Here is a 19,477-nt window from a genome sequence, read left to right as displayed (position 1 = left end):
AGCGTCTTTCTCTACTGATCAGGAAAACCATGTTCCGTCCATTCCCTGCTGTGCCACAGCCATTGCGCCTGACCGTCATGGCTGCCTTGCTGGCCAGTTTTTCCCTGCCGTCCGTGGCGGCCTCCGATATCGTCATCAGCCAGGTGTATGGCGGTGGTGGCAATGCGGGCGCGTCGTACCGCAACGATTTCATCGAAATCTTCAATCGTGGCGCCGGTGCCGTCAACCTGGACGGCTGGAGCGTGCAATACAGTTCTGCGGCCGGCCCCGGCTGGGCGGTAACGGCGCTGCCGCCCATCGACCTGCAGCCCGGTCAATACCTGCTGGTGCAGGAAGCCAAAGGGGCGGGCGGCACGCAGGAGCTGCCAACGCCGGACGCCATTGGCACGCTGGCGCTGTCGGCCACCTCGGGCAAGGTCCTGCTGAGCAATGGCAAGGCGGCGCTGAGCGGCACACTGCCCACTGGTGCGGCCGTGATCGACCTGGTCGGATTCGGCACCGCCAATGGCTTCGAAGGCACGGTAGCGCCGGCGCCGTCGAATACCGTCGCCATCGTGCGCGCCAACGGCGGTTGCACCGACACGGACGACAACGGCGGTGATTTTGCCACCGGCGGTGCAACCCCGCGCAATACCGGCGCGCCACGCCATGCGTGTGGCGGCCCGATTGTCCATCAGATTGTCGCTACCTGCCCGGCCAGCCTGGAGGTGTTGCCAGGCAAGGGCGGCAGAGCACTGCTGCGTGCGTCCGATGTCGACGGTGTAGTCCTTGCCGCCAGCCTGGTTTCGCCGACGGCGGCCGGCATCAGTCTGGCTGGCTTCAGTCCCGCTGGCGCGGTCGGCGCCAGCGCCAGCGTCAGCCTGCTGGTGGCGCCAAGCGTTCCGGTCGGCAATTATCCGGTGCTCGTCAATTTCAGCAACGACCAGCAGCATAGCGCCGTGTGCAAGGTCGACGTGGCGGTACAGGGCCTGGGCACGGTCAGTCATACCATTGCGCAAATCCAGGGCAGTGGCGCGGCCAGTCCTTACGCCAATTCCGTGCAGACCACCGAAGGCGTGGTAACCCTGGTCGTCGGCACCGGTTTCTTTATCCAGGATGCGGCCGGTGATGGCGATCCGTCCACCTCGGATGGCATCTTTGTTTACACGGGCAATACGCCCGTGGCCGTGCGCCCAGGGGAACTGGTGCAGGTGACCGGTACCGTGGTCGAGTACACGCCCGCCGGCGCCAGCCGTTCCTACACCGAGTTCAAGGACATGACGAGCATCGTCGTGCGCGGCGCCGGCCATGTCGTGGTGCCGCTGAATGTCGCCTTGCCGCACGACGATCTGGGCGAGTTGGAAGGCATGCTGGTGCGCTTCAGCCAGCCCTTGACCGTGTCGCAGAACGCCTATGTCGGCGCGCGCGGCGAACTGACCCTGTCGTCGGGCCGGCGCGAAGTGCCGACCAACCGGCACGCGGCACGCTCGCCCGAAGTGCTGGCGCTGATGGTGGCCAACGGCAAAAACATCATCGTGCTCGATGACGGCGTGTTCGTCACGCCCGCCACCATTCCCTATCTGGGGGCGGACGATACGGTGCGCAGCGGCGACACGGTGTCGGACCTGACCGGCGTGGTGGACTTCGGCGCCATCGGCGGCGGCGTGGCCTACAAGCTGCAGCCGACGGTGGTGCCCGTGTTTTCGCGCGATAATCCGCGTAGTGGCGTACCACAACTGGCGCCAGGCAATGTCAAGGTGGCCAGCGCGAATGTGCTGAACTTCTTTACCACGTTTACCAATGGTAACGATGTGTTCGGCCAGACCGGGCAGGGCTGCACGCTGGGCGCTTCGACCAGCCGCAGCAATTGCCGCGGCGCCGACACCCTGGCCGAATTCACGCGCCAGCGCGACAAGATCGTGGCCGAACTGAAAGCCATCGACGCCGATGTGGTGGGCCTGATGGAAATCCAGAACAATGGCGATATCGCCGTCGGCCACCTGGTCGAGCATCTCAACGCCGCCATCGGCGAGGCCAGCTATGCGGTCGTGCCCGCGCCGGCGGCGACCGGGACGGACGCGATACGCGTGGCGATGATCTACAAGCCCGCCAGGCTGGGCCTGGTCGGCGGCGCGCTGTCGGACGCCCATGCCATCAATAACCGGCCACCGATGGCGCAGACTTTTCGAGCCGGCAATGGCGAGAAATTTTCCCTGATCGTCAACCATCTGAAGTCGAAAGGCAGTTGCCCGCCAGGCACCGGGGCGGACGCCGACAACGGCGACAGCCAGGGCTGCTGGAATGCGACCCGGGTGCAGCAGGCGCAGCGCCTGGTGGGCAGCTTCGTGCCGCAAGTGGCGCTCGCCGCCGGCGACGCGGACGTGCTGATCATCGGCGACCTCAATTCGTATGGCGCCGAGGATCCGATCCAGGTCATCGCCAACGCCGGTTTCGTCAATGAACTCGAGCGTTTCATGCGGCCGTCCGGCATGCCCTATTCCTATGTGTTCGGTGGCCAGAGCGGCTACCTCGACCATGCGCTGGCCAGCGCCAGCCTCAGTGGCCAGGTCGCTGGCGTGGCGGAATGGCATGTCAATGCCGACGAGCCGGTGGTAATCGACTACAACATCGACACTGCCAAACCGCAAGACCTGTACCAGCCGACGCCGTATCGCGCTTCCGACCATGATCCGGTCGTCATCAGCCTGGCCCTGCAGCCAGCCTGGCACGATGTCACGGCCAGTGTCGGCGTGGTCAGTTCCGGCCTTGCCGTCAACCGCGCCACGCAGCAATACACGGGGACGGTCAGCGTGACCAACCGCAGCGGCGCGGTGCTGGACGGACCGTTCCAGCTGGTGTTCGGCGGCCTGCCGGCCGGCGTGACGCTGGCCAACGCCAGCGGCAGCCATGCAGGCGCGCCGTACGTCACCTTGCCAGCCGCCAGCCTGGCACCGGGCGCCACGGCGTCGTTTGCCGTGCGCTTTGCCAACCCGTCGAAAGTGACGATCAACTACAGCGCCAGCGTTATCGCCGGCAATTTCTGAGGACACCACCATGTTTGCACCCGCTTTCAATCTCATCTTGCGCCGCGCCGTGCTGGCCGCGCTGCTGGCCGGCAGCAGCACGCTGGCGCTGGCCGCCGATCCGCTTGGCTACCACGTGGAAATCGACACCAGCCAGTTCTCTGGCACCGGTTTTCTCGACTTTGCCTTCATCGCCGGCAATAGTCCGGCGCCAGGCGCCAGCGCCACCCTGAGCGCATTTACGGGTGCCTTCGGCGCCCTGGTCGCGCAAGAAGGAGAGGTCACTGGCAGCCTGCCCGGTACCTTGGTTTTCGGTAACGGTGGCGCTTATAACGACTGGTATCACCAGGTAACGCTGGGCGGCAAGTTCGCGTTTGATATCGCCTTCAGCGGCGCCTTCCTGACGACGGCCGGCAATGCCGGCACGACCTTTGGCGTTGGCCTGTTCGACGGCAGTTCCTACCTTGGCAATCCTGATGGCAATCTGGTGCAGTTCGAACTGATGCCGATCGCCGGTGGCGCGCCGGCCTCGATCTCCGCCGCCACGTATGCCTCGATCGCGGCCATCTCGGCCGTGCCGGAAGCGTCGCAGTGGCTGATGCTGACGGGCGGCATGGCACTGCTGGGCCTGGCCCTGCGCCGGCGCCGCACGCTGCCTGCCGTGTGATCGTGCCCGAACTGCGAGCTGCCGCTGGATCGGATCGGAGTGGCCCGCTGGCAGTGTCATGCATGCAATTACGCTGTGCGTGACCTGCCTGGTGGAGCCGCTCCGGCCAGCCGTGCCGACTGAAGTTTCCGCAAAGATATGTTGTTCGCCATGCAAATAAAAGGTTGTATTAACCTTAATTTGCGTGGTAGGCTGGCGCTCCAGGACAAGTGCTGCCCCGCATGCCGCCATCAGCGGCGTACCGGGGCATGATGTATTTAAAGACGGCAACAGGGAGTTTCCGGATGCGAGCAGTACACAGGCAGGATTTGGCGGCGAGACGCAACACGCACGGCTTCACCCTGCTTGAACTGCTGGTCGTGATCGTGATTATCGGCTTGCTGGCCGCCTATGTGGGACCGAAATATTTCGCGCAGCTGGGCAAATCGGAAGTGACGGTGGCCAAGGCGCAGATCGAGGCATTTGAAAAATCGCTCGATACCTACCGGCTCGACGTGGGGCGCTATCCGACCACCGAAGAGGGCCTGGCCGCCTTGCTGGCCGCGCCGCCGGCCGCCGGCACCCGCTGGAATGGTCCCTACCTGAAGAAAAACGTCCCGCTCGACCCGTGGGGACATGCTTATCAGTACCGCGCGCCCGGCAGCAAGGGCGAATACGAGATCGTCTCGACAGGCAAGGATGGACAGCCTGGCGGTACCGGCGAGAACGCCGACATCAGCTCGCAATAAACCAGCACCGCTCGCTGTTTTCCGGATAGCCCATCATGCAGTTTGAAGTGCGCGCCCTGTCCACCGACCATGCCGTGACCAGCCTGGTTACCTGCGTGATCGACGGCCGCGACGAAAGCGATGCCCGCCGCCAGGCCGAAGCGCGCGGCCTGTTCGTCAGCGCCATCCGGCCGCTGCGCGCCACGCCGTTCAGCGCGGCCGGGCGCCAGCGCGCCAGGGCTTTGCCACTGCTGCTGTTCAGCCAGGAACTGCTGGCGCTGCTCACTGCGGGTCTGGGCATTGTCGAGGCGCTGGAAGCCCTGCTGGAAAAGGAAGCGGCGCCCGCCACCCGCAGCGTGCTCACGCGCCTGCTCGAAGGATTGCGCGAAGGAAAGCGATTTTCCGCCGTGCTGGGCGAGCAGGCCGAGCTGTTTCCACCGCTGTATATCGGCATCGTCAAGGCGGCCGAAGGCACCAGCGACCTGCCGCGCGCCTTGTCGCGCTATATCGATTACCAGCAGCGCATCGACGTGGTGCGAAGCAAGCTGGTCAGCGCCGCCATCTATCCGGCCATCCTGCTGGCCGTCGGCGGCGGCGTCAGCCTGTTCCTGATCAGCTATGTGGTGCCGCGCTTTGCCGAGGTGTACCAGGGGGCGGGGCGCAACCTGCCGTGGATGTCGCAGGTCATGCTCAGCTGGGGCCAGTTCGTGACCGCGCACGGCATGCTGCTGCTGGGCGGCCTGGCGCTGGCAGGCATGCTGCTGGTGTCGGCCTTGCGCCGCGTGCTGCGCAACGGCGGCGTGGCGCGTCTGCTGGCGGCCTTGCCCGGGATCGGCGAACGCGTGCGCGTCTATGAATTGTCGCGCCTGTACCTGACGCTGGGCATGCTGGCGGAAGGCGGCATCACCATCGTGCAGGCCATTTCCACCGTGCAGGCGATGGTGTCGCCGCGCATGCAGGCCTCGCTGCAGCAGGCGCGTGCCGACGTCGAGGCGGGCCAGCCGCTGTCCTCGGCGTTCGAGCGCCACCAGCTGACCACGCCGATCTCGCTGCGCATGCTGCGCGTGGGCGAACGCACGGGCGACATGGGGCCCATGCTGACGCAATCGGCGGCCTTTTACGATGGCGAAATCAGCCGCTGGATCGAGCGCTTCACGCGCACCTTCGAACCATTGCTGATGGCCGCCATCGGCCTGGTGGTGGGCGCCATCGTGATCCTGCTGTACATGCCCATCTTCGACCTGGCCGGCGATATTTCATGACCGCGACGACGACCGTCACCATCGATCCTGCGCTGCTGCTGCGCGCCCGCGCGCTGAGCGCGCAATCGCGGCGCAGCCTGGTCGAGGAGCTGCAGGCGCTGAGCGGCATCGACGCGCGCGAGGTGGTGCGCGAGCTGGCGCGCCCGTTCGGCCTGCTGGTGCTGGAAACGGCCGACATGCTGGCGCTGGCGCCCGCCTTTGATCTGCTGCCGCTGTCGCAGGCACTGTCGCGCCACAGCGTGCTGCTGCGCGATGGCGACGGCCGGCTGGCCGGCGTGATCGCCGACCCGTTCGACCTGGACCTGCAAACCTGGCTCGCCGCGCGCGCGGGGCAGGGCGGCGCCAGCCATGGTCAACTGGCCATGCACCTGGCGCTGCAAGCCGATATCAGCGCCTATCTGTCGAAGCAGGAAGAGTCGGCGCGCGCCGTCGACAGCCTGCTGCCGGGCGCCGCCAGCGATGCGCGGCGCGACGGCAAGACAGCCGCCGTGCTGTCGTTCGCCAGCGTCTCGGAAGCGGCCAGCCCCGCGGTCAAGCTGGTCAATTCGACCCTGTACGACGCGCTCAAGGCAGGCGCCTCCGACATCCACCTGGAAAGCACGGCCGGCGGCCTGGCCGTCAAGTACCGCGTCGACGGCGTGCTCGATCACGCCACGTCCGTCAATGGCATCGAAGTGGCCGAGCACATCATCTCGCGCCTGAAGGTGCTGGCCGAACTCGACATCGCCGAACGGCGCGTGCCGCAGGATGGCAGTTTCCGGGTCGAGTCGGGCGGTCGCGAAATCGACCTGCGCGTTTCCATCATGCCCAGCATCCATGGCGAAGACGCCGTCATCCGCATTCTCGACAAGCGCGCCATGATCGAAGCCTATGGCGCGCTGACGCTCGAAGCGCTGGGCTTCGACTCGCCGTCACTGGTGGCGCTGCGCGCGCTGGCGCAGGAAGCATACGGCATGCTGCTTGTCACCGGTCCCACCGGTTCGGGCAAGACCACCACCCTGTATGCAGCGCTGACGGAAATCCACAACGGACGCGAAAAGATCATCACCATCGAGGATCCGGTCGAGTACCAGCTGCCCGGCATCCTGCAGATCCCCGTCAACGAAAAAAAGGGCCTGACCTTTGCCAAGGGACTGCGCTCGATCCTGCGCCACGATCCGGACAAGATCATGGTGGGCGAGATCCGCGACCGCGAAACGGCGGAAATCGCGGTGCAGTCGGCGCTGACGGGCCACCTGGTGCTCACCACCGTGCATGCGAATAATGTGTTCGACGTGTTTGGCCGCTTCACCCACATGGGCATCGACCCGTATGCCTTCGTGTCGGCCCTGAACGGCATCTGGGCGCAGCGCCTGATCCGCACCAATTGCCCCCACTGCGCCATCGAGCACACGCCCGACGACGCCGAGCTGGCCAGCGTGGGCCTGGCGCGCGCCGATGTGCAGGACTACCAGTTCCGGCAGGGCAAGGGCTGCGGCGACTGCCGCGGCACCGGCTACAAGGGACGCCGCTCGATCGCCGAGATCCTGGTGCTGACGGACGAAATCCGCGAGATGATCGTCGACAAGAAGCCGATACGCCAGATCAAGGCGGCGGCGCATGCCAACGGCACGCGCAGCCTGCGCCTGGCGGCGCTGGAACTGGTCAGGCGCGGCGCCACCACCATCACTGAAATCAAGAGGGTGACCCTGCATGCGTAGACGCCCTGGACAAACCCTGCAGCTGCGTGTCGCGCCGGACGCGGTGCACCTGGCGTGCACCGGCGGTTGGCGCACGCGGGCCGGCACGCCGCTGGGCCAGCAGCTGTTTGTGCCCGACAGCGGCCTGCACGGCGAGTTTGCCGCCATCGGCAAGGCGCTGGCGCAGCTGTTCGCAGCCCGGGATTACGCAGGCTGGCCAGTGACGGTCGTGCTCGACGATGCACTGTCGCGCCTGTGGCCGGTGGCCTTGCCGCAAGGCGCCGCCAGCCTGGCCGATATCGAGGCCGCCGCCGCCCTGCGTTTTCAAGCGCTGTACGGCGATGCGCCGGACCTGTGGCAGACCAGCCGCGCCTGGCGCGCGGATGCGCCGTTTTTTTGCGCCGTGCCGCGCGCGCTGCTGGCGCAGGTCACGCGCGCTGCCGCCGGTGGCGGGCTGGCCATCATTGCCATGGTGCCGCAGTTTGTCGCCAGCTGGAATCGCTGGCAGGGCGCGCTCAAGCCGGGCGCGTGGTTCGGCCAGCTGCAGGAACAGATGCTGACGCTGGGCGTGCTGCACCAGGGCCGGCTGCAGGCCGTGCGCGCGATCAGCGTGCCGCAGGGCGCGCCGCGCCAGTGGCTGGAGCAGGCGGTGGCACGCGAAGCGCTGCTGCATGGCGTATCCGCACCGGGCTTGCTGCAGCTGTGCGGCGCAGCGCCGCCGGCCTGGCTGGCGCCGCCGGCGGCCGGCAGCCTGGTGTGCAGCGTTTTCCAGCATGGCGGGGATCTCGCATGACGCGTCTCGACATCGATTTCGCCCCGCCGGGCTGGCGCCGCAGCCTGCATCGCGTGCCAACATGGGCCTGGCTGGCCGGCATGGCCGGAGTGGTGCTGTGCGTGACGGCCGCCTGTGCCGGCAGCGCCGCGCTGGAACGCCAGCGCGTGCGCGAGGCGCAGCTGCAGCGCGCCCAGTTGCGCGTGGCCGCCAGCATGCGGGCGCCGGAACCGGTGGCGCAGGTGCCGGTCGCGCCGGCGCAGGCGGCCGCCGTCAACGCGGCCATTGCGCAATTGAACCTGCCGTGGCGCGACCTGCAGGATGCGCTGGCCACTGCCACGCCGCCTTCCGTCGCGCTGCTGGCGCTGGAACCGGACGCGCGCAAGCAGTTGCTGAAAATCACCGCGGAAACCAGGAGCAGCGATGCCATGATCGACTATGTCGCGCAGTTGAAACAGCAGGAGCTGTTCGGCGCCGGCGTGCAATTGCTGCGCCATGAAATTAACGAACTCGATCCCAACAAGCCATTGCGCTTCCAGGTCGAAGCGCATTGGAGCACGCCATGAGCGCCTGGCGGATCGATGCGCTGCGGCTGCGCGCCGAGCTGCTGCTGCGCCGCATCGGCGCACCGGCCTGCGTGGCCGTGCTGCTGCTGGTATCCGGCCTGCTGGCCTGGGGCTGGGCCTGGCAGCAGCGCGCGCTGGCGGCGCAGCTCGAAGCGCGTGCCTTGCCGCCGGCGCCGGTGGCGGCGATGGTGGTGCGTGCGCCAGCGGCCACCGCCAGCGACAATCTGGCCCTGTTTTATGGCGTGTTGGGCCAGCCGCGCTACGCCGAGCAGCAGGTCAGGCTGCTGTTCGACCTGGCGGCAAAGAACGGACTGGTGCTGGCGCAAGGTGAATACAAGAGCAGCTACGACAAGGCCAGCCGGGTCTCCACCTACCAGGTGACGCTGCCCTTGAAGGGCAGTTACCAGTCGGTCTGGCACTTCGCGCTGCAGGCGCTGCGCGCGGTGCCGTTCGCGTCGCTGGACGAACTGAGTTTCCGCCGCGAGCAGGTCGCCGACGCCCGGCTCGAAGCGCGCCTGCGCCTGACGTTTTATTTGTCCGATGCGGTGCCTGCCGCAGCGAGCGCGCCATGACGCGCCGCCATCTGCTGATGCTGGCCGGCCTGCTGGGCGCCGGCGCGCTGCTGCTGTTCGGCGAGCGCGCTCCCGTGCCGGAGGTGGCCGAAGCAGTCGAGCGCGCCGTGGCGCCGGAAGCCCGCAAGGCGCGGCCGGCCGGCAAGCCGCAAGCGCCGCCGCCGGTGATCCTGGCCCTGTTGCCGCGTGCCCAGGTCGCCGGCGAAGACGGCGACACCTTTGGCGCTGCCGATACCGTCTTCCAGAGCCAGAACTGGACGCCGCCGCCGGTGGTTGCCGCTCCCGTGGAGCCGCCGCCACCGCCGCCGCCGATGGCCCCGCCACTGCCTTTCGTCTACCTGGGCAAGGCTGCCGCCGAGGGCACCTGGGAAGTGTTTTTGTCGCGCGCCGACAAGACCTATATCGTGCGCGCCAATACCGTGATCGATGGCGCCTACCGCGTGGTGGCCATCGCCCCGCCCGTGATGACCATCAACTACCTGCCTTTGAATCAGGTCCAGCAGCTCAACATTGGAGTAACCGAGTAATGCACCGTTCCCTACCCACCGCCGCTCTGTTGCTGCTGCTGGCCGGCTGCGCCGGGCAGATGGCGTATCGCGACGGCCGCGAGCTGATCGCGCAAAACCAGGTGCCGGCCGGCCTGCAAAAACTGCAGGAAGCCCTGCAGCAGGATCCCGGCAATGCACAATACCGCAGCGCCTATCTGCAGGCGCGCGAGCGTGCCACCAGTGGCGGGCTGCAGCAGGCCGAGCGCCTGGCGGCATCTGGCCAGCCCGACGCCGCGCGCCAGGCCTTCGCCGCGGTGCTGGAAGTGGACGCGCAAAATGAACGGGCCAATGCCGGCCTGCGTGCGCTCGAGCGCGAACAGCGGCTGGGCAAGCTGCTGGCCGAGGCGCAGGCCGACGCCATGGCCAAGCGCTACGACCCGGCGCGCCAGCGCCTGAACGCCATCCTGGCCGAGCAGCCGGCGCATCCCGGGGCGCGCGAACTGCTGCGCGCGGTCAATGACAGGACGGCGCCGGCGGTGGCCGAGTCGGGCCTGGCCAGGTCGTACAAGCAGCCGATCACGATTGAGTTTCGCGACGCGCCACTGAAGCAGGTGTTCGAGCTGATCGCGCGCCGCTCCGGCCTCAATTTCGTGTTCGACAAGGACGTCAAGGCCGATGCGAAAACCTCGATTTTCCTGAAGAACAGCACGGTGGAATCGGCGGTCTATTTCCTGCTGGTGACGAACCAGCTGGAGCAGGAAGTGATGGATGCGAACACCATCCTGATCTACCCGAACGTGGCCGCCAAGCTCAGGGAGTACCAGGAAGTGCTGGTCAAGACGTTTTTCCTGGCCAATGCCGACGCCAAGCAGGTGGCCAATACGCTCAAAACCATCCTCAAGACGCGCGACGTGGTGGCCGATGAAAAGCTCAACCTGGTGATCGTGCGCGACACGCCCGAGGCGATCCGGCTGGCCGAACGCCTGATCGCGGTGCAGGACGTGCCCGAGGCCGAAGTGGTGCTGGAACTGGAAATCCTCGAAGTCAAGCGCAGCCGCCTGCTCGAACTGGGCGTGGCCTGGCCGTCGAGCCTGACCCTGTCGCCGCTGAGCACCTCGGGCGGCATGGGGCTGACCATTTCGGACCTGAACAATCTGAACCAGCGCACCATCGGCATCAACAACCTGTCCGTCACGGCGAATGCCAACAAGACCGACGGCGACGCCAATATCCTGGCCAATCCCCGCATCCGCGTGCGCAACCGCGAAAAAGCCAAGTTCGTCATCGGCGACAAGGTGCCCGTGATTACCACCACCATTTCGCCGGGCACGGGCGGCTTCGCATCCGAGTCGATCAGCTACCTGGACGTGGGCCTGACGGTCAACGTCGAGCCGACCATCTACCTGAACAATGAAGTGGGCATCCGCATCTCGCTGGAAGTGAGCAACCTGGGCGCGGCCACCATCACCAAGACCGGCTCGACGCTGTACCAGATCGGCACGCGCCAGGCGTCGACCATGCTGCAGTTGAAAGATGGCGAGAACCAGGTGCTGGCGGGCCTGATCAACAATGAAGAGCGCAGTTCCGGCAACAAGGTGCCGGGCCTGGGCGATATTCCCCTGCTGGGCCGTCTGTTCGGCAGCAGCAAGGACGACAGCCAGAAAACCGAGATCGTGCTGTCGGTCACGCCGCACCTGGTGCGCACGGTGCAGCGCCCGGAAGCGAAGGAGTCGGAATTTTCGGCCGGCACCGAAGGCAGCTTCCGGCGCCGTCCCGACATGACGCCCAAGGCCAGCACGCAGATGCCGGGCTCGGTGATCGTGCGTTCCGGCCCGCCTGCGGTGGGCTTGCAGCCTGCGCCGGTGCAGCCGATGATGGTGCCGGGAGCCGTGCCGCAGGCGTTGCCGCAAACCGTGCCACAAACCGTGCCACAAACCGTGCCACAAACCGTGCCGCAGACCGTGCCGGCGCCCGAGGTCACGCCGCAACCCGACATGCCGGCGGCCGAGCCGCTGCCCTTGTCGTCGGGCCAGCCGGCGCCGATGCCGGTGTCGCCCCTGCCGCTGTCCTCGGGCCAGCCGGTGCCGGTGGTGCCGCCGCGAAAATGACCGTGGCGAGCGCATGGCCGGGGCGCTGGCGGGGATTTACGCTGATCGAGCTGCTGGTGACCCTGGCCATCCTCGGCGTGCTGGGCACGCTGGTCGTGCCTGTCACCCAGGTAACGCTGCAGCGGCGCCAGGAGCAGGAACTGCGGCGCGGCCTGCGCGACATACGCCAGGCGCTGGATGCATACAAGCGGGCCGGCGACGAAGGTCGCCTGCTGCGCGCGCCAGACGCCAGCGGTTATCCGAAAAGCCTGGAACTGCTGGTCGAAGGCGTGCCGGACCAGCGCAATCCCAAGCGCAGCAAGATCTATTTCCTGCGCCGCGTGCCGCGCGACCCGTTCAACCGCGACCCCGGCCTGGCCGATGCGCAAACCTGGGGCAAGCGCAGCTATGCCAGCGAGGCCGATGATCCGCGCGAAGGCGACGATGTCTATGATGTGTATTCCACCTCGAACAAGATGGGGCTGAACAATGTGCCATACCGGAAATGGTGAACCATGACTGACGATCAGCCAAAATTACCGCGCGGTTTTACCCTGATCGAGTTGCTGGTGGTGCTTGGCATCGTTGCGTTGCTGCTGACGCTGGCCGTGCCACGTTATTTCCCCAGTCTCGACAAGGCAAAGGAAACCGTGCTGGCTGACAACCTGCGCAATCTGCGCGCCACCATCGATCAGTTCCATGGCGACACGGGGCGCTATCCTGATTCCATCGAGCAACTGGTGGAGAAAAAATACCTGCGCGCCATGCCTATCGATCCGATCACCGACAGCGATGCCAGCTGGCTGACCGTGCCGCCGCCTGACGACACACCGGGCCAGGTATATGACGTGAAAAGCGGCGCACCCGGCAAGGATCGCAGCGGGACGCCATTTGCCGACTGGTAACCATGATGCACAAGGGACAGGGCCGTCAGAGCGGCTTTACTTATCTGGGGTTGATTATCTTGGTGGCCATTCTGGGCCTGGTGGGGGCGGCTGGCTTGAAGATGGGTTCGCTGTTGCAGCGCCAGATCGCCGAGCAGGAACTGCTCGATATCGGTGCCCAGTTTTCCGACGCCCTATATAGTTATGCCGCCGCCACACCGCCGGGCCAGCCGCAGCAGCCGGACAGCCTGGCAGCACTCTTGCGCGACGCGCGCGTGCCGCAGTTGCGCCGTCATCTGCGCAAACTGTATACCGATCCCGTCACCGGCCGTGCGGAGTGGGGCCTGCTGTATCAGCCAGGCAGCAATCGCATCATCGGTGTACATAGCCTTTCACAAATGCAGCCGTTGAAAGTAGGTAACTTTGAAGCGCGCTTCAAGGGCTTCGAAGACAAGTCACACTTGTCTGACTGGCAATTTATGCAGTCGGTCCAGGTTGCCCATCCTGTCAGTGCCGGACAGCAACGACAAAAAGATGAATTAACTGTACCGCCAGTGTTGTTTCCACGCTAAATTTCCCCACCGCAAGAATCACCTCACGACACCGCAATTGATGAGCCAACGGACCAAATCGGCTCGTAAACGCTCTTTTTGACCCGAAAATCGCTAGCGAACCCGGCAATTGTTCTTCCTCAGAAACAAGTATATTGTGCAACTGTTTTCTAAAAAAAATAATTTCATCTTTTGAAACTTAGATAAAATATTTATAAGTAATTCTTAAGTATTTCCGTGCAATTATGCTATCATTCTATTCAGTACTTCCTGTACTACTTGGTGGCCAGCGCATAGCAGCCAAAAATTACTTTTAAGGGATAACCATCATGAAATTGAAATTTATCGCTGCTGGCATCATGGCAGCAGCATCGTTTAACGCAATGGCTGTCGATCACACCCTGGGCCTGCTGGATCCGGCCGATCCTGATACCCTGTCGGGTTTTTCCACCAAGTTCGCCAACAGCGGCACGAGCATCGATGACACCTGGTTCTTTGAACTGCTGGCACCGTCGTCGGCATCGTTCGGCGCCTGGCAGACGTTCTCTGCGCCTATCGGTGCGATCACCGGTTTCACCGGTGTTCTGATTGGTCACGGCAATCTGGATCTGTCGAGCACAGCATCGAGCCAAAGCCTGAGCTGGGTTGGTGACTTGGCCGCCGGCTCCTATGCTGTGCACATTACGGGCGTTACCGCCACCAAGAACGTGCAATACACGGCTTCGGTATCGGCCCTGCCAGTACCTGAACCAGAAACCTATGGCATGATGCTCGCCGGCCTGGCGCTGGTTGGCGCCGCGGCACGCCGCCGCGCAAAAAAATCTGCCTGAATTTCAGGCAGTAAATGAAAAACCCGCCGAGGCGGGTTTTTTTTGGTCCATGCCAGCGAAAAATGTGGAAACGTTCTGACGTTGCTGGGTTCTAACCGATCAGCAATCTTCTTTCATGGTGGCGACATGGCCTTTTTTTCGTCTGCGCCGTCGTCAGGCCGTGCGCTTGAAATCGCGGAAGCGGAAGCCGGCCAACAGCAACGTACCGAAATAGGCGACGCCGCACACGCAGATCAGCAAGCCCAGCGTACCGGCCCGCAGCAGCGGATGGGCCTGCATGGCGATCCAGTCGATGCGCGTGGCGCCATACGCCGCCACGCCGCCCATCACGGCCAGCGCCGGCAGCAGGCGCAGGAAAAACACCAGCCAGCCCGGCTTGGGCGTATAGATGCCGCGTTTGCGCAAGCCCCAGTACAAAAAGCTGGCGTTCAGGCAGGCGCCCAGGCCGATCGACAGCGCCAGGCCGGCCACCGCGATATACGGCACGAACAGCAGGTTCATCAACTGCGTGGCGATCAGCACGCCGATGGCGATCTTGACGGGGGTGCGGATATCCTGGCGCGCATAAAACGCTGGCGCCAGGGTTTTCACCAGGATGATGCCGATCAGGCCCAGGCTGTAGGCCACCAGCGGCTGGGTCGACATGGTCACCGATTCGGCCGTGAATTTGCCGTAGTGGAAGAGGGTGGCGATCAGCGGCGTGGCCAGCGTCGCCATGCCGACGGCGGCCGGCAGGGCCAGCAGAAAGGTCAGGCGCAGGCCCCAGTCCAGCAGGGCCGAGTATTCGGTCTTGTCGCCATCGACATTGGCTTTCGACAAGCTCGGCAGCAAGATGGTACCCAGCGCCACGCCCAGCATGGCGGTCGGGAATTCCATCAGTCGGTCGGCGTAGGACAGCCAGGAAATGCTGCCCTCGGCCAGGCGCGAGGCGATGCTGGTATTGATCATCAGGCTGATCTGCGCGGCCGAGACGGCAAAGACGGCCGGTCCCATCTTTTTCAGCACGCGCCGCACGCCGCCGTCCGAGAGGCCAATGGCCGGATTGATCGACAGGCGCGGCAGCATGCCGATTTTCACCAGCGCCGGGATCTGGATCGCCACCTGCAGCAGGCCGCCAACGAACACGGCAATGGCCATGGCATAGATGGGCTGCGCCAGGTGCGGCGCCAGGAACAGCGAAGCGGCGATAAACGACAGGTTCAACAATACAGGAGTAAACGCGGGTATCTTGAATTCGCGCCAGGTGTTCAGGATGCCGCCGGCCAGCGCCACGAACGACATGCAACTGATATAAGGGAACATCAAACGCGTCATCCACACGGCCGCGTCAAACGCGCCAGGGTCCTTCGACAGGCCGGTGGCGATCGCATACACGAACCACGGTGCGCCGATGATGCCGACGGCCGACACCAGCAGGGTGGCCCAGACCAGCGTGGTGGCCACATGGTCGGCCAGCTGCTTGCTGGCCTCCTGGCCGTGCTGGTTCTTGTATTCGGACAGGATCGGCACGAAGGCCTGCGAGAACGCGCCTTCGGCAAACAGGCGGCGCAGCAGGTTGGGGATGCGGAAGGCCACGATAAAGGCGTCGGTGTAGGCGCCGGCGCCAAAGGCGCGCGCGAACAGACTCTCGCGCAATAAACCGGTGACTCGGGACAGCATGGTCATGCTGGAAATGGCGGCGAGGGTTCTGAGCAAGTTCATGGGGGCAGATTATAGCTGGGCAGGGCCCCCGCAAACGATTAACATGTCGTAATAATCATGCAAAATCTCCCCGTGCCATGGTCAATTTTGCCACCCGGGGGCGCGATTGCTGGTTTTTTGAATTGCCCTCGCCGAAAAATATCGTTATAATCGAAGGCTGTACAGAATTCTGTTACGCAGACACTAATGTTTGACAGGCACTGGTTTGGCACACATGGTTCGGCAGACGCACAGAACGCACCGGTTGGCAAACACTAATGTTTGCAAACGCACTTTGACCCTGTTTTAGGAAATTCCATGGCAAATACCGCACAAGCGCGCAAACGCGCTCGTCAAGCAGTTAAGCAAAACGCACACAATTCGTCCCAGCGTTCGACCTTGCGCACAGCTATCAAAGCTGCTCGCAAAGCGATCCAGGGCGGTGACAAGGCAGCTGCTGCTGCAATCTTCCAGGCTTCCGTGTCGACCATCGACCGTATCGCCGACAAGAAGATCATTCACAAAAACAAGGCAGCTCGCCACAAGAGCCGTCTGGCAGCTGCTCTGAAAGCACTGTCCGCTTAATACTCACCCGCATGCCAGCATGCTGGCATTGGATGACAAGCAAAAACCCGCAGACCTGGTCTGGCGGGTTTTTTCGCGTTCGCCTGCTTATTTCGGCAAGGGCAGGTTGCCTATCGCCATGCCGGGCTTGATATTGCGCAACCGGAACCAGCCCAGGTTCATTTCCAGCGCATAGCGCACCGGCACCAGCCGGGTCGAGCAGTGGCTGTCGAGTGTTTGCGGCTGCATGTCTTCGATATTGACGATGCGCCCGCTTGCATCGAGAAACGCCACCGACAGCGGCAGCGCCGTATTCTTCATCCACATGCATTGCGTGGCCGATGCGCCGAACACGAACAGCATGCCGCCGTTGACGGCCATGCTGTCGCGGTACATCAGCCCCTGTTCTCGCTGGTCTTCCGTGGCCGCCACTTCGGCCTTGATCAGGTGCGTGCCGGCCGATAATTGCACGGTTTTCAGGGGCGGGTTCTGCGCCTGGACGGCAAGCGACGGTACTGTCATCGCCAGGGCCAGGCTGCTGCGGATCAGGAAAGTTTTCATGTGCAAGGCGGTAGCGGTGGAGCGGCGATTAGGCCATGCAGCGAGCTCAACCGTCAAGGCGCCTGTCTTGCCATCTGTCTTATTTGCGCACAAGCGCGCCGGCCGGCACTTCGCACCATTCGCCCGGCATCAAGGGATGGCTGGACAGGGAAAACGGGCCGATGCTGCTGCGTACCAGGCGCAGGGTGGGCAGGCCGACGGCCGCCGTCATGCGCCGTACCTGGCGGTTTTTGCCCTCTTTCAGGGTAATCGCCAGCCACGAGGTGGGCTGGTCAGCCCGCGCGCGGATCGGCGGGTTGCGTGGCCACAGCCAGTCCGGCTCGGCGATCTGCACGGCCTTGCACGGTTTGGTGACGAAGTCGCCCAGGTCCAGCGGCGCCTGCAGGCGCGCCAGGCTGGCCGCGTCGGGCACGCCCTCGACCTGTACCAGATAGGTCTTCGCTTCCTTGCGGTCGGGGTGGCTGATGGCGTGCTGCAGCTGGCCGTCGTCGGTCAGCAGCAGCAGGCCTTCGCTATCGGCGTCGAGCCGGCCGGCCGGATAGACGCCGGGAATGGCGACATGGTCAGCCAGGGTAAGGCGGCCATCCTGTGGCGAGAACTGGCACAGGACCTGGAATGGTTTGTTGAAGAGGATCAGGGGCATGGTGTTATCTTGATGCAAAAGAGGTTGCTGCGGGCATTGCGCGGGTGAATGCGTGACGCCGTGTAACATAGTGGTGCATAATAAGAAACGCGCGTCTTGTATCTTATAGAAGACAGATAGGGTCCTGCTGCCTTCCCTTCGGTCTTGCTGTTGCCAACTCTGCCATCGCAGTCCATTCGGAGATTTTTGATGTACCAACATATTACAGTACCTGCTGACGGACAAAAAATCACCGTCAACGCCGATTGTTCGCTGAACGTGCCCGATCAGCCCATCATCCCCTTTATCGAAGGCGATGGCACGGGCAGCGATATCACGCCGGTGATGATCAAGGTGGTCGATGCGGCAGTGGCCAAGGCGTATGGCGGCGCGCGCAAGATCCACTGGATGGAAGTTTTTGCGGGCGAAAAAGCCACCCGCGTGTACGGCATGGACACCTGGCTGCCGGCCGAAACGCTGGCCGTGGTGCAAGAGTATCTGGTGTCGATCAAGGGTCCGCTGACCACGCCGGTCGGCGGCGGCATGCGTTCGCTCAACGTGGCGCTGCGCCAGCAGCTCGACCTGTACGTCTGCCTGCGCCCGGTGCGCTATTTCAAGGGCGTGCCGTCGCCATTGAAGGCGCCGGAAAAGACGTCGATGGTGATCTTCCGCGAAAACTCGGAAGACATCTATGCCGGCATCGAATATGCGCAGGGCACCGACGAGGCGAAAAAGCTGATCGATTTCCTGGTCAATGAAATGGGCGCGACCAAGATCCGTTTCCCGGACACCTCGGGCATCGGCATCAAGCCGGTGTCGGTCGAAGGCACCGAACGCCTGGTGCGCAAGGCGCTGCAGTATGCGATCGACAATGACAAGCCGTCCGTGACGATCGTTCACAAAGGCAACATCATGAAGTTTACGGAAGGCGGCTTCCGCGACTGGGCCTATGCGCTGGCGCAAAAGGAATTCGGCGCCGAACTGATCGATGGCGGACCGTGGTGCAAGTTCAAAAATCCGAAGACGGGGCGCGACATCACGGTCAAGGATTCGATTGCCGATTCGTTCCTGCAGCAGATCCTGCTGCGTCCGGTTGAATACAGCGTGATTGCCACGCTGAACCTGAACGGCGACTATATCTCGGACGCGCTGTCGGCCCAGGTGGGCGGCATCGGCATCGCGCCGGGCGGCAACCTGTCCGATTCGGTGGCCATGTTCGAGGCAACGCACGGCACGGCGCCGAAGTACGCGGGCAAGGATATCGTCAACCCCGGCTCCTTGATTTTGTCGGCGGAAATGATGCTGCGCCATATGGGCTGGGTCGAGGCGGCCGACCTGATACTCGACGCGATGCAAAAGGCGATCGCCTCGAAACGCGTCACGTACGACTTTGCGCGCCTGATGGAAGACGCGACGCAGGTGTCGTGCTCGGGTTTTGGCGACGTGATGATCGAGAATATGTAAGCGCGAGGCGAAAAAAAACCCCGTTCGAAACGGGGTTTTTCACATCTGAGGGCCGAAGAAGCTTAGGCGGACTGGATGTTGGAAGCTTGCTTGCCTTTAGGGCCTTGCGTGACTTCGAATTGAACTTTTTGACCTTCTTTGAGGGTCTTGAAACCGTTCATGTTGATTGCGGAGAAATGAGCAAACAAATCTTCGCCGCCATCATCTGGAGTGATGAAGCCAAAGCCTTTGGAATCATTGAACCACTTAACTGTACCTGTTGCCATAAAAAGAACTTTCAAAATTAACACTAATCACACGAGCCATAAAAGCAAGAAGCTTCTTGCCCCCTCCTCGACGTCTCACTTCTTATCAAGCTGTACATTACTGCAACAGTCGATACAGCATTGTTGGCGGAATAAATATTGAAGTCAAGCGCTTTTCCATTCATCTTGACAAATTCTTCACGGCGACCAAAAAAGCAACTCTTGATTTTCGCCGCAAGGTCGCCATCTGCGCAGGAGTGAGAAAACGCGTAAG

20 protein-coding genes are annotated in these 19,477 nt (G+C 63.7%); 16 read left to right on the top strand and 4 right to left on the bottom strand.

Annotation, left to right across the window (positions count from 1 at the left end):
* Window positions 1–29: 29 nt before the first annotated feature.
* The 14 genes from RTQ46_RS07305 (at window position 30) to RTQ46_RS07240 (ending at window position 14,067) form a co-directional block, all read left to right on the top strand.
* Window positions 30–3,023 (top strand): ExeM/NucH family extracellular endonuclease, encoded by a 2,994-nt coding sequence (locus RTQ46_RS07305; protein WP_312435565.1) that lies wholly within the window; start codon window positions 30–32, stop codon window positions 3,021–3,023.
* Between the two features lie 10 nt (window positions 3,024–3,033).
* Window positions 3,034–3,669 (top strand): NF038129 family PEP-CTERM protein, encoded by a 636-nt coding sequence (locus RTQ46_RS07300; protein WP_312435564.1) that lies wholly within the window; start codon window positions 3,034–3,036, stop codon window positions 3,667–3,669.
* A gap of 284 nt (window positions 3,670–3,953) precedes the next feature.
* Window positions 3,954–4,397, top strand: a complete 444-nt coding sequence (gene gspG / locus RTQ46_RS07295; RefSeq protein ID WP_312435563.1) for a type II secretion system major pseudopilin GspG — start codon at window positions 3,954–3,956, stop codon at window positions 4,395–4,397.
* A gap of 35 nt (window positions 4,398–4,432) precedes the next feature.
* Complete coding sequence (locus RTQ46_RS07290) at window positions 4,433–5,638, top strand: type II secretion system F family protein (RefSeq protein ID WP_312435561.1); 1,206 nt, start codon at window positions 4,433–4,435, stop codon at window positions 5,636–5,638.
* Window positions 5,635–7,338, top strand: coding sequence for a GspE/PulE family protein (locus RTQ46_RS07285; RefSeq protein WP_312435560.1), 1,704 nt, complete (start codon window positions 5,635–5,637; stop codon window positions 7,336–7,338). The genes RTQ46_RS07290 and RTQ46_RS07285 overlap by 4 nt, the downstream gene beginning before the upstream one ends.
* Complete coding sequence (locus RTQ46_RS07280) at window positions 7,331–8,110, top strand: hypothetical protein (protein WP_312435559.1); 780 nt, start codon at window positions 7,331–7,333, stop codon at window positions 8,108–8,110. The genes RTQ46_RS07285 and RTQ46_RS07280 overlap by 8 nt, the downstream gene beginning before the upstream one ends.
* Entirely contained in the window at window positions 8,107–8,655 is a 549-nt protein-coding gene (locus RTQ46_RS07275) for a hypothetical protein (RefSeq protein ID WP_312435558.1), read from the top strand. Before RTQ46_RS07280 ends, RTQ46_RS07275 begins: the two co-directional genes overlap by 4 nt.
* The gene (locus RTQ46_RS07270; RefSeq protein ID WP_312435557.1) at window positions 8,652–9,227 is read left to right on the top strand and encodes a hypothetical protein; all 576 of its coding nucleotides are present in this window, start codon (window positions 8,652–8,654) and stop codon (window positions 9,225–9,227) included. Before RTQ46_RS07275 ends, RTQ46_RS07270 begins: the two co-directional genes overlap by 4 nt.
* A complete protein-coding gene (locus tag RTQ46_RS07265) occupies window positions 9,224–9,754 on the top strand; it encodes a hypothetical protein (RefSeq protein ID WP_312435556.1) in 531 nt (176 codons plus the stop codon). The genes RTQ46_RS07270 and RTQ46_RS07265 overlap by 4 nt, the downstream gene beginning before the upstream one ends.
* Window positions 9,754–11,823, top strand: a complete 2,070-nt coding sequence (locus RTQ46_RS07260; protein ID WP_312435555.1) for a secretin N-terminal domain-containing protein — start codon at window positions 9,754–9,756, stop codon at window positions 11,821–11,823. Before RTQ46_RS07265 ends, RTQ46_RS07260 begins: the two co-directional genes overlap by 1 nt.
* A complete protein-coding gene (locus tag RTQ46_RS07255; protein WP_312435554.1) occupies window positions 11,820–12,314 on the top strand; it encodes a type II secretion system protein in 495 nt (164 codons plus the stop codon). The genes RTQ46_RS07260 and RTQ46_RS07255 overlap by 4 nt, the downstream gene beginning before the upstream one ends.
* Window positions 12,315–12,317: 3 nt before the next feature.
* Entirely contained in the window at window positions 12,318–12,707 is a 390-nt protein-coding gene (locus RTQ46_RS07250; protein WP_312435553.1) for a prepilin-type N-terminal cleavage/methylation domain-containing protein, read from the top strand.
* A 2-nt stretch (window positions 12,708–12,709) separates the two neighbouring features.
* Window positions 12,710–13,258, top strand: a complete 549-nt coding sequence (locus RTQ46_RS07245; protein ID WP_312435552.1) for a type II secretion system protein — start codon at window positions 12,710–12,712, stop codon at window positions 13,256–13,258.
* Between the two features lie 308 nt (window positions 13,259–13,566).
* On the top strand, window positions 13,567–14,067 hold the full coding sequence (locus tag RTQ46_RS07240) for an FxDxF family PEP-CTERM protein (protein WP_312435550.1): 501 nt from the start codon (window positions 13,567–13,569) through the stop codon (window positions 14,065–14,067).
* Window positions 14,068–14,220: 153 nt separating this feature from the next.
* On the opposite strand, the gene murJ is transcribed toward RTQ46_RS07240, so the two are convergent.
* Window positions 14,221–15,768, bottom strand: a complete 1,548-nt coding sequence (gene murJ, locus RTQ46_RS07235) for a murein biosynthesis integral membrane protein MurJ (protein WP_312435548.1) — start codon at window positions 15,766–15,768, stop codon at window positions 14,221–14,223.
* A gap of 297 nt (window positions 15,769–16,065) precedes the next feature.
* On the opposite strand from murJ, the gene rpsT reads away from it, so the two are divergent.
* The gene (rpsT, locus tag RTQ46_RS07230; RefSeq protein ID WP_010395935.1) at window positions 16,066–16,332 is read left to right on the top strand and encodes a 30S ribosomal protein S20; all 267 of its coding nucleotides are present in this window, start codon (window positions 16,066–16,068) and stop codon (window positions 16,330–16,332) included.
* 87 nt (window positions 16,333–16,419) lie between these two features.
* Here rpsT and RTQ46_RS07225 read toward each other — a convergent pair whose 3' ends face one another.
* A complete protein-coding gene (locus tag RTQ46_RS07225; RefSeq protein ID WP_312435546.1) occupies window positions 16,420–16,872 on the bottom strand; it encodes a DUF192 domain-containing protein in 453 nt (150 codons plus the stop codon).
* A 79-nt stretch (window positions 16,873–16,951) separates the two neighbouring features.
* Window positions 16,952–17,515 (bottom strand): pseudouridine synthase, encoded by a 564-nt coding sequence (locus RTQ46_RS07220; RefSeq protein WP_312435545.1) that lies wholly within the window; start codon window positions 17,513–17,515, stop codon window positions 16,952–16,954.
* Between the two features lie 189 nt (window positions 17,516–17,704).
* On the opposite strand from RTQ46_RS07220, the gene icd reads away from it, so the two are divergent.
* On the top strand, window positions 17,705–18,958 hold the full coding sequence (gene icd / locus RTQ46_RS07215) for an NADP-dependent isocitrate dehydrogenase (protein WP_312435544.1): 1,254 nt from the start codon (window positions 17,705–17,707) through the stop codon (window positions 18,956–18,958).
* Window positions 18,959–19,020: 62 nt separating this feature from the next.
* Here icd and RTQ46_RS07210 read toward each other — a convergent pair whose 3' ends face one another.
* Window positions 19,021–19,224: a cold-shock protein gene (locus tag RTQ46_RS07210; RefSeq protein WP_008446468.1), complete on the bottom strand. Its 204-nt coding sequence runs from the start codon at window positions 19,222–19,224 to the stop codon at window positions 19,021–19,023.
* Window positions 19,225–19,477: the final 253 nt, after the last annotated feature.

Origin of the sequence: Janthinobacterium sp. (assembly GCF_031995485.1) — a bacterium.
GTDB lineage: Bacteria > Pseudomonadota > Gammaproteobacteria > Burkholderiales > Burkholderiaceae_D > Janthinobacterium.
This window is presented reverse-complemented; position numbering and strand designations above follow the sequence as displayed.

Bases quoted from the DNA above. Each gene is read 5' to 3' on its own strand.
- RTQ46_RS07250 (WP_312435553.1), top strand. From the start codon at position 12,318: ATGACTGACGATCAGCCAAAATTACCGCGCGGTTTTACCCTGATCGAG.
- RTQ46_RS07305 (WP_312435565.1), top strand. From the start codon at position 30: ATGTTCCGTCCATTCCCTGCTGTGCCACAGCCATTGCGCCTGACCGTC.
- RTQ46_RS07225 (WP_312435546.1), bottom strand. From the start codon at position 16,872: ATGAAAACTTTCCTGATCCGCAGCAGCCTGGCCCTGGCGATGACAGTA.
- RTQ46_RS07265 (WP_312435556.1), top strand. From the start codon at position 9,224: ATGACGCGCCGCCATCTGCTGATGCTGGCCGGCCTGCTGGGCGCCGGC.
- RTQ46_RS07285 (WP_312435560.1), top strand. From the start codon at position 5,635: ATGACCGCGACGACGACCGTCACCATCGATCCTGCGCTGCTGCTGCGC.
- icd (WP_312435544.1), top strand. From the start codon at position 17,705: ATGTACCAACATATTACAGTACCTGCTGACGGACAAAAAATCACCGTC.
- murJ (WP_312435548.1), bottom strand. From the start codon at position 15,768: ATGAACTTGCTCAGAACCCTCGCCGCCATTTCCAGCATGACCATGCTG.
- RTQ46_RS07220 (WP_312435545.1), bottom strand. From the start codon at position 17,515: ATGCCCCTGATCCTCTTCAACAAACCATTCCAGGTCCTGTGCCAGTTC.
- RTQ46_RS07255 (WP_312435554.1), top strand. From the start codon at position 11,820: ATGACCGTGGCGAGCGCATGGCCGGGGCGCTGGCGGGGATTTACGCTG.
- RTQ46_RS07260 (WP_312435555.1), top strand. From the start codon at position 9,754: ATGCACCGTTCCCTACCCACCGCCGCTCTGTTGCTGCTGCTGGCCGGC.
- gspG (WP_312435563.1), top strand. From the start codon at position 3,954: ATGCGAGCAGTACACAGGCAGGATTTGGCGGCGAGACGCAACACGCAC.
- RTQ46_RS07240 (WP_312435550.1), top strand. From the start codon at position 13,567: ATGAAATTGAAATTTATCGCTGCTGGCATCATGGCAGCAGCATCGTTT.
- RTQ46_RS07270 (WP_312435557.1), top strand. From the start codon at position 8,652: ATGAGCGCCTGGCGGATCGATGCGCTGCGGCTGCGCGCCGAGCTGCTG.
- RTQ46_RS07290 (WP_312435561.1), top strand. From the start codon at position 4,433: ATGCAGTTTGAAGTGCGCGCCCTGTCCACCGACCATGCCGTGACCAGC.
- RTQ46_RS07245 (WP_312435552.1), top strand. From the start codon at position 12,710: ATGATGCACAAGGGACAGGGCCGTCAGAGCGGCTTTACTTATCTGGGG.
- RTQ46_RS07280 (WP_312435559.1), top strand. From the start codon at position 7,331: ATGCGTAGACGCCCTGGACAAACCCTGCAGCTGCGTGTCGCGCCGGAC.
- RTQ46_RS07210 (WP_008446468.1), bottom strand. From the start codon at position 19,224: ATGGCAACAGGTACAGTTAAGTGGTTCAATGATTCCAAAGGCTTTGGC.
- RTQ46_RS07275 (WP_312435558.1), top strand. From the start codon at position 8,107: ATGACGCGTCTCGACATCGATTTCGCCCCGCCGGGCTGGCGCCGCAGC.
- RTQ46_RS07300 (WP_312435564.1), top strand. From the start codon at position 3,034: ATGTTTGCACCCGCTTTCAATCTCATCTTGCGCCGCGCCGTGCTGGCC.
- rpsT (WP_010395935.1), top strand. From the start codon at position 16,066: ATGGCAAATACCGCACAAGCGCGCAAACGCGCTCGTCAAGCAGTTAAG.